The following is an 8,406-nucleotide window of genomic DNA, read 5'->3' on the forward strand; positions in this document are numbered from 1 at the left end:
CCTCGCCGAGCCTGCATCGCCGCGGCCTGAAGTTCTATTTCCGCGCCGCGCCGCACGACGAGATGTTCTCGACCGCGATGTTCGACTTCTTCGATGCGCTGAAGAAGAAGGGCACCAGGATCGATACGCTGGCGCTGTTCCACGAAGACACCATCTTCGGCACCGACTCCGCCAACGCCCAGACCAAGCTGGCGAAGGAGCGGGGCTACAAGATCGTGTCCGACATCAAGTACCGCGCCAACTCGCCGTCGTTGACCGCCGAGGTGCAGCAGTTGAAGGCCGCGAACGCCGACGTGCTGATGCCCTCGAGCTACACCACCGACGGCATTCTGCTGGTCAAGACCATGGCCGAACTCGGCTACAAGCCGAATGCGATCGTGGCGCAAGACGCCGGCTTCTCCGAGAAGGCGCTCTATGACGCGGTCGGCGACAAGCTCGCCGGCGTGATCTCGCGCGGCAGCTTCTCGCTCGACCTTGCGGCCAAGCGACCGATGGTCGGCAAGATCAACGACATGTTCAAGGAGCGGTCGGGCAAGGACTTCAACGACTATTCTTCACGGCAGTTCATGGGCCTGATCGTGATGGCCGACGCCATCAACCGCGCCAAGTCGACCGACGGCGAGAAGATCCGCGCGGCGCTCGTCGCCACCGACATGCCGGGCGAGCAGACCATCATGCCCTGGAAGCGCGTCAAGTTCGACGAGATGGGCCAGAACAACGACGCCGATCCGGTGCTGCTGCAATATGTCGGCGGCAAGTTCGTCACCGTCTTCCCGACGCAGGCCGCGGTCGCCGAAGCTTCCTGGCCGATGAAGTAAGCCAAGCACACGCGGGGCAGGGCACATGACCGCCGAAACCATCATCCAAAGCCTCGCCAGCGGCCTCCTGATGGGGCTGCTCTACGGGCTGATCGCCGTCGGCCTCGCGCTGATCTTCGGCCTGATGGACGTCGTGAACTTCGCCCATGGCGAATTCCTGATGATCGCGATGTACGTGACGTTCTTCCTGTTCGTGTTCTTCGCGATCGATCCCTTGCTGGCTGCGCCGTTGGTCGCGGCGGCGTTGTTCGTGTTCGGGGCCGTGGTCTACCTGCTGGTCGTCCGCTTTGCCGTGCGCGCCAAAGCCAATGCCGGCATGGTGCAGATCTTCTCGACCTTCGGCCTCGCCATCGTGATGCGCGGCCTGGCGCAGTACTTCTTCACGCCCGACTACCGCAGCGTCACCAATTCATGGCTGGGCGGCAAGACGATCTCGGTCGCCGGCATCTTCCTGCCGGTGCCGCAACTGGTCGGCGCGCTGGTGGCGATCGCAGCCTTTGGCGCACTGTATCTCTTCATCAACCGCACCGATTTTGGCCGCGCGCTGGAAGCAACCCGCGAGGATGCCGGCGCCGTCGCGCTGGTTGGCATCGACAAGAACAGGGTGTTCGCGCTGGGCTGGGGCCTGGGCGCTGCACTGGTGGGCCTGTCGGGCGCGATCATGGCGATCTTCTTCTACATCTACCCTGATGTCGGCGCGTCGTTTGCGCTGATCGCCTATGTCACGGTGGCGCTTGGCGGCTTCGGCAGCGTGTTCGGCGCCTTCGCCGGCGGCATCATCGTCGGCCTCGTCGAGGCCACCACTGCGCTGATCCTGCCGCCGTCGCTCAAGGCTGTCGGCATCTACGCGGTTTATCTGCTCGTCGTCTTCATCCGCCCGCGCGGCCTGTTCGGATCGATCTGATGGATACGGATTTCGCCAGAAGCCGCCGCCGCGACCTCATCGTCGCCTTCTGTCTTGCCGCCATCGCGGCCGTCGTCCCGCTGTTCGTCAAGGACGTCTACGTGCAGAACATCATGGTGCTGACCTTGATGTACGGCGCGCTGTCGCAGAGCTGGAACATCCTTTCCGGCTATTGCGGACAGATCTCGCTGGGGCATGCGCTGTATTTCGGGATCGGCGCCTACACCACCGCGCTGCTGTTCACCAAGTTCGGCGTGCTGCCGTGGTTCGGCATGCTCGGCGGCGGCATCATCTCCGGCATCATCGCGATGGGGCTCGGCTATCTCTGCTTCCGCCTGCGCGGACACTACTTCGTCATCGCCACCATCGTGATCGCCGAAATCGGGCTGTTGCTGTTCCACAACTGGGACTGGGCCGGCGCCGCGCTCGGCATCGATATTCCCGTGCGCGGCGATAGCTGGCTCAAGTTCCAGTTCACGCGCAGCAAGCTGCCGTATTTCTACTTCGCGCTGGCGCTGGCCTGCGTCGCCTGGTTCGTCACCTGGTGGCTCGAAGACTCAAAATGGGGCTATTGGTGGCGCGCGGTGAAGGACAATCCGGAAGCGGCGGAAAGCCTCGGCGTCGACGTGTTCAATTCCAAGATGGGCGCGGCGGCCGTGTCGGCATTTCTCGTCGCGATCGGCGGCAGCTTCTATGCCCAGTTCGTCTCCTACATCGACCCTGAAAGCGTGATGGGCTTCCAGTTCTCCCTGCTGATGGCGCTGCCGGCGGTGCTGGGCGGTATCGGCACGCTGTGGGGACCGCTGCTCGGCGCCGTCATCCTGATCCCGCTGACGGAATTGACGCGTTCGTTCATCGGCGGCTCCGGTCGCGGCGTCGATTTGATCGTCTATGGCGGCTTGATCGTGTTGATTTCGCTGGCGCGGCCGCAGGGCCTGGTTGGACTGTTCCAGTTCAAGCGCAAGGAGGCGGCACGATGACCACGCCCCTTCTGGAAACCCGCGGCGTCTGGCAGCGCTTCGGCGGCCTGATCGCCAACAGCGACGTCTCGATCTCGGTCGGGCGCGGCGAGATCGTCGGCCTGATCGGTCCGAACGGCGCCGGCAAGTCGACGCTGTTCAACCTGATCGCGGGCGTGCTGCCGCCCACCCAGGGCTCGATCATCTTCGACGGCGAGGATGTCACGGCGCTGCCGGCCGCCGAGCGCTGCCAGCGCGGCGTCGGCCGCACCTTCCAGGTCGTGAAGAGTTTTGAGACCATGACCGTCATCGACAACGTCATCGTCGGCGCGCTGGTCCGCACCACGGTGATGCGCGATGCCCGTCGCAAGGCGCATCAGGTGCTGGAGTTCTGCGGCCTCGGCCCGCGTGCCAACGTACTGGCGAGCGATCTGGTCCCGTCTGAAAAACGCCGGCTTGAGGTCGCGCGGGCGCTGGCGACCGAGCCGAAACTGCTGCTGCTCGACGAGGTGCTCACCGGGCTGACGCCGGTCGAGGCCAAGACCGGCGTCGAACTGGTGCGCAAGGTGCGCGAGACCGGCGTCACCGTGCTGATGGTCGAGCATGTCATGGAAATCGTGATGCCGCTGGTGGACCGCGCCATCGTGCTCGATCTCGGCAAGGTGCTGGTCGAGGGCAAGCCCGCCGACGTCGTCCGCGATCCGAAAGTCATCACCGCTTATCTCGGAGACCGTCATGCTGTCGGTGCATGAAGTCACCACCGCCTATCAGGGCCTGGTCGCGATCTCGGCGGTCTCGATCGAGGTGACGAAGGGCGAGATCGTCTGCGTCGCGGGCGCCAACGGCGCCGGCAAGTCGACGCTGCTCAAATCGATCGCCGGCGCCGAGCGTCCGCGTTCCGGCACCGTGACGCTTGACGGCACGCGGATCGACGGCATGGCGCAGCACATCATCACCTCGCGCGGCATCGCCTACGTGCCGGAGAACCGCCGGCTGTTTCCGCGCCTGTCGGTGCGCGACAATTTGCGGCTCGGCAGCTATCTGTTCCGCGGCAAGGCCGACCGCGAGGCGCCGCTCGATCTCGTCTTCAACCTGTTTCCGCGCCTGCAGGAGCGGCTGGAGCAGCGCGCCGAGACGCTGTCCGGCGGCGAGCAGCAGATGCTCGCGATCGGCCGCGCGCTGATGACGCGGCCGCGCCTGTTGATGCTGGACGAGCCGTCGCAGGGCATCATGCCGAAACTGGTCGATGAAATCTTCCAGGCGGTCAAGCGCATCCGCGACGCCGGCATGACCGTCCTGATCGTCGAGCAGCGCATGTCGGAGTGTCTGGAGATCGCCGACCGTGCCTACATCCTGCAGACCGGGCGCGTGCTGATGCAGGGCAGCGCCGCTGACATCAGCGTCAATCCGGATGTGCGGAAGGCGTATCTGGGATTGTGATCGGCCGCGCGCCATGGTGCGTCCGATATCTAGAATTCGTCCTCCACCTCGGGCGGGAAGCGGTTGAATATCTGTTCCGCGAGATCGACGAGCGGCGCGAGATAGACCCCTGTCAGATCGTTGTACCATTCGAGATAGCGCAGCACCTGGCGGCGCGTCGAGTATGCTTCGAACGAATCCCAGCCCGCGATATTGAGTAGCTGATCGGCATGTTCGACCGCCAGGCGCATTGCTTCGGCCTGGTCAATCGAACCGACCAGATCCGGCAAGAGAGACAGCAGATAGAGTTCGATCAGATTGGCGTGCGCCCAGCCCCGGGTTACCGGACTCTCGTGGTTCGTGTCGTAGAGCGACAGCAGGCGGGCCATCGACCACAATTGTTTTGGGCTCTTCTCCGGCCGCGGCTGTGACCCCGGCACGTTTTCACCCTCCATCAAGCCTGGAATATGCGCAACGATCAGGCTCAATGACAGATACTGAACGACGGCCCAATGCAAGGCGCGGTCGGTCTGGAACGCTTCCCAATAGTGATCGCGTGCGTTGACGAGCAACTTGTTCGACTCCGAAGCAAGTCCGGCCGAGTAAAAGACCTGAGCCTGTCGCTTCTCAGTGCTGGCGAGCAATCCATAGATCTTGGCTTCCTCCTCCGGAATGGTCGCAACCAGATCGTTCAGTCGCTTCTTTGCATCGCGCATGCGTTGCTTGGCGTCCTCCAGCAACTGACCGAGGTTGTCCTGCTTCTGTTCGGTCCGCAGCTTCGATTGCAACTTGACCGAGGTGTGACGCGTTGCTTCGTCGGCATAGGTCATCGCGGCATTGATGCTTTCCATTGCCTGCTTTATCTGCGTCGCCGAGAGTTGCTTGTCGAAATCGCGCGGCAACGAGAGGTAGGCCGTGAGACTGGCCCAATCGTGCCGTTGCGGAAGCTGGCCGTAGAGCCGGCGGCGCACGTCGAAAATCAGATGACGCGGATCGGTGCCCGATAACAGGCCGTCATAAAGCACTTCCACGAGCCGAACCGATCCCTCGAACGACAGTGGAAATTGTCCGGCGACGACCATGGCAATTCCCGCTTCGTGCAGGGCATGCGCAATGCTCGAGCCGGCGCCCGCAACGGACCCGACGTTGGCCGCGTCGCAGCTTGCCATGGTGACGACAGCCGGGCGTGACAGGGCGTTATTCCCGAATCGGCCGGCGGCCCGCAGGGCGGTCGCAAGTCGAGAGCCACTGACGCGATCCGTCCGGCTGAAATCTCGCGGGTCGTGCAAAGCGAGCGCATAGCGATTGTCATGACCTTCGCCGTACGGGATGCCGTGCGCCAGGATGTGAACGTGCGTAAAGGACGAGGAAGCGCATTCGCGTTCGATGGCCTCGAGCGACGCGTTGGGAAGGAATACGAAGTTCTTGCTCAGGACCTTTGCGCGCGCCGCCTCGTCGTTCGGGTTATAGTACTTGACCCAGGGCGCGATGGACCGCCGCAGCGCAAGCAGATGCGCTTCAAGCGGAATTTCGCCCACCTCCGGAGGATCCGCAGCGACAAACAGCACGCGCGGCGCGAGGTCCGGCCATTTCAGATCGTTGTCGGGAGTGCGGCGCACCTCGCGCGTCAGGCAGACCGGCATCTGCGGTTGCAGCAGCAGATACTGGCCGGCGCCGGGGAGGCCGGCCGGCGAAAGCGCAAGCTCGAACGGCAGCAGCGCCAGTTCGGAGGCCGACAGGATCAAGCGAAGATGCGTCAGCGGTTCATCGCTGGAATTTTGCTTGTTGGTTTCGGCCGTCAGTCCGGGAACAGTACCGAGCATGTCGCCGAGCACGGCGGCAGTATCCTTTAGCTGGAAAATTCTCGCGTCGTCGCTCACACGGTAGCCGAGCGCGTCGAGCCTGTGCAGGAACTGGTTATGCTCGAACGGCACATGCATCGTCACGGCGCCATGATTTTCGCAAAGGGCGAGATACGGTGTCAGGGGAGACAGCAATTGATTGTGCGCTGGTCCGTGCCGCAGCAGTTCGAGAGTGATCGTATGCATCGCAGCCTCAGGGCTTTGTCATGCCGGCATTGGCGCCGACCGGAACCAGGTCGGGCTTGCCGTTTACCGTGTCCCAGCGCATAAGCTCGCCGCGCGTGCCCCCGCTGCCTGGTCTTACGGCTACGACCGTACGCCGCTGCAGCACGAGCCCGGGAAATTCATCGAGCGCCTTCATGGTTCCGGCAGCCATCGCGCCGTAGATCTTGTTGAACTCGGCTTGATCGGCCAGCGCGTTGGGCGCCAGGCGGATCAATCGGGCCCAGGTTCCGCTGTTGAAATAAAAGCCGTTTCGCGCGCGCCGCGGCAGTGCCCGCTCCAGATGGGTATGGCCGGCCAGGACAAAGTCGATATTCGACGCGATCGTGTCGTCGAGCTGGTGGAAGGTGTCATCCGCGAGCGACCATTCAAAACTGCGGTCCTTCTGTAGATCGTCGAGAGCTCTGCGGAGCGTTTCGCGAACATCCTTCCCGCGTACCCAACTCCATACCGCATCGGGGACCCCCAGTTGCCGCGCGCGTTCGATGTCGGGAAGGAGTGAGACGGGTTCGACGCCCCTTTGCAGGCGGTCGTCCATCTGCGTCATCAGGGCGCCGTGGTCTATCTGCCGCCGCGGCATCGGCGCGCCGTTTGCCTTCAGCGATATCTCCTCACGCTCTTCTTCGGCGCCGAGCAGGCCTGTGGCCCGCCGGAATTTATCCATCGCAAGACGTTTGAGCACAGGGAACACGCCGCCGATCTGGTCGCGTTTTTCCGGCGCTACAGCGAGCAATACAGGGATCACGGCTTCCAGCTCGGGCTTCAGCAGATCGACAAACGGATACCCTCTCTTGATATCGTTCATCACTTCAATGACGAGATGCGTGCCGGCATTGGGAATCCAGGGGTCGACAGAACGTCCCTGCTGCAGATCGCGCCCGCAGCGGCGTATGGTCTCAAAGTCGGTCACGTTCCAATCGTCGACCTCATTGCCGTGGAGGCACAGGACGGTGGCATTGCCGACCCGACAGAGAAACCCGGTGCCGTCGAACGCCAGCATGATACGGCCGCGGGCTGCGTCGTCATCCCCGGCGATCAGTTGAAGAAGATGTTCGCGAACCCATGGCAACGAGAGTTCGACATCGTGATTGCCGAGCGTGATGATCAAGCGCCGGTCCCTGGTGCCGACGAATTTCTTGAGTGCCTTCCAGACCGGCGCGAAAGCGGCATCCCTGGCGATGCGGTCGAGCTTCTGGATGGCGCCGTCGGGATCGAACGCTCTGGCGCCCGGCTCGGCCAGAAAGTCAACCATGTCGCCATTGATTACCAGGGCGACGTTGCCAGGTTTCGTTCGCAGAAACTCGATCAGCTTGGCGAGTTCGGCGCCTGAATTGAAGATTTGCGAGCCGGTTTCGGCGCCACCCATGTGCAGGTCGGACACCGAATAGAGTTCGTCAAACTGCGGGATGTTGTCGGACCGGGCAGGCACGAGAACCTCCAATCGAAATCAATCAAGCAATTCCAGCATTTTGAAAGCGAGCATCTTGCGTCTCGTTCAACTTATAGTCAAGGTTGCTGTTTGTTGGGATGACTTCGTTGCGCTCGCAGTGACGGAGGCGCGCCCCAAATTGGCTGCCCGGTGCAAGCCCGGTCATGACGTGGCGGCGCTAATCGTGCCCGTGTTCCGGCAGCGTCAGCCCGAACACCTCGGTCAAATCCTTCACCTGTTCGGGCGACAGATACCGCGGGTTCAACCCGCGCAGCAGCAGATAGAGCTTCGCCGTCTCTTCCAGCTCTTCCATCGCGAACACCGCCGCCTCCAGCGTGTCGCCTGACACCACCGGCCCATGGTTGGCGAGCAGCACGGAGGAGTATTTCCCGGCCAGCCCCTTGATGGCGGCGGCCACGCCCGGGTCGCCGGGGCGGTAGTAGGGCACGAGCGCGGTCTGCCCGCATTTCATCAGGTAGTACGGCGTCATCGGCGGCAGCGCGGCGCGCGGGTCGATCTCGGGCAGCATCGACAGCGCCACCGAATGGGTCGAATGCAGGTGGACGATGGCGCGCGCCGCGCTTCGGCTCTGGTAGAGCGCGGTGTGCAGCGGCACTTCCTTGGTCGGCGCATCGCCCGAAACCAGCCGCCCGTCCGGCCCGAGCCGCGATAGCCGTGCCGGGTCGAGAAAGCCGAGCGAGGCGTTGGTCGGCGTCACCAGCCAGCCGCCATCGTCGAGTTTCACGCTGATATTGCCGGAGGAGCCCGGCGTCAGCCCGCGCTCGAACAGCGA

The 8,406-nt window shown here is 63.3% G+C and carries 8 protein-coding genes; 5 read left to right on the top strand and 3 right to left on the bottom strand.

All coding sequences use genetic code 11. The features are described 5' to 3' along the window. From V7E26_RS27690 to V7E26_RS27710, 5 genes are all read left to right on the top strand, one after another. On the top strand, positions 1-818 hold an 818-nt coding region (locus V7E26_RS27690), incomplete at its 5' end, for an ABC transporter substrate-binding protein (RefSeq protein WP_324422492.1). A 25-nt stretch (positions 819-843) separates the two neighbouring features. Next, the gene (locus tag V7E26_RS27695; protein ID WP_324422494.1) at positions 844-1,722 is read left to right on the top strand and encodes a branched-chain amino acid ABC transporter permease; all 879 of its coding nucleotides are present in this window, start codon (positions 844-846) and stop codon (positions 1,720-1,722) included. Beyond that, positions 1,722-2,702, top strand: a complete 981-nt coding sequence (locus V7E26_RS27700) for a branched-chain amino acid ABC transporter permease (protein ID WP_324422496.1) — start codon at positions 1,722-1,724, stop codon at positions 2,700-2,702. Before V7E26_RS27695 ends, V7E26_RS27700 begins: the two co-directional genes overlap by 1 nt. After that, positions 2,699-3,433: an ABC transporter ATP-binding protein gene (locus tag V7E26_RS27705; RefSeq protein ID WP_324422498.1), complete on the top strand. Its 735-nt coding sequence runs from the start codon at positions 2,699-2,701 to the stop codon at positions 3,431-3,433. Before V7E26_RS27700 ends, V7E26_RS27705 begins: the two co-directional genes overlap by 4 nt. Further along, positions 3,417-4,121: an ABC transporter ATP-binding protein gene (locus V7E26_RS27710; protein ID WP_324422500.1), complete on the top strand. Its 705-nt coding sequence runs from the start codon at positions 3,417-3,419 to the stop codon at positions 4,119-4,121. The genes V7E26_RS27705 and V7E26_RS27710 overlap by 17 nt, the downstream gene beginning before the upstream one ends. 29 nt (positions 4,122-4,150) lie before the next feature. Here the strand turns inward: V7E26_RS27710 and V7E26_RS27715 are convergent, their stop codons facing one another. From V7E26_RS27715 to otnC, 3 genes are all read right to left on the bottom strand, one after another. Beyond that, positions 4,151-6,148 carry a CHAT domain-containing protein gene (locus V7E26_RS27715; protein ID WP_324422502.1) on the bottom strand — a complete coding sequence of 666 codons (1,998 nt, stop codon included), beginning with the start codon at positions 6,146-6,148 and terminating at the stop codon, positions 4,151-4,153. 7 nt (positions 6,149-6,155) lie between these two features. Further along, on the bottom strand, positions 6,156-7,613 hold the full coding sequence (locus V7E26_RS27720) for a metallophosphoesterase (RefSeq protein ID WP_324422504.1): 1,458 nt from the start codon (positions 7,611-7,613) through the stop codon (positions 6,156-6,158). 178 nt (positions 7,614-7,791) lie between these two features. Further along, the coding region (gene otnC, locus V7E26_RS27725) for a 3-oxo-tetronate 4-phosphate decarboxylase (protein WP_324422506.1) at positions 7,792-8,406 on the bottom strand (615 nt) is incomplete at its 5' end.

It is taken from the genome of Bradyrhizobium sp. (assembly GCF_036735945.1).
Lineage (GTDB): Bacteria > Pseudomonadota > Alphaproteobacteria > Rhizobiales > Xanthobacteraceae > Bradyrhizobium.

Excerpts from the sequence above, each read along its gene's own strand:
- V7E26_RS27695 (WP_324422494.1), top strand. The coding sequence starts at position 844 with ATGACCGCCGAAACCATCATCCAAAGCCTCGCCAGCGGCCTCCTGATG.
- V7E26_RS27715 (WP_324422502.1), bottom strand. The coding sequence starts at position 6,148 with ATGCATACGATCACTCTCGAACTGCTGCGGCACGGACCAGCGCACAAT.
- V7E26_RS27710 (WP_324422500.1), top strand. The coding sequence starts at position 3,417 with ATGCTGTCGGTGCATGAAGTCACCACCGCCTATCAGGGCCTGGTCGCG.
- V7E26_RS27705 (WP_324422498.1), top strand. The coding sequence starts at position 2,699 with ATGACCACGCCCCTTCTGGAAACCCGCGGCGTCTGGCAGCGCTTCGGC.
- V7E26_RS27700 (WP_324422496.1), top strand. The coding sequence starts at position 1,722 with ATGGATACGGATTTCGCCAGAAGCCGCCGCCGCGACCTCATCGTCGCC.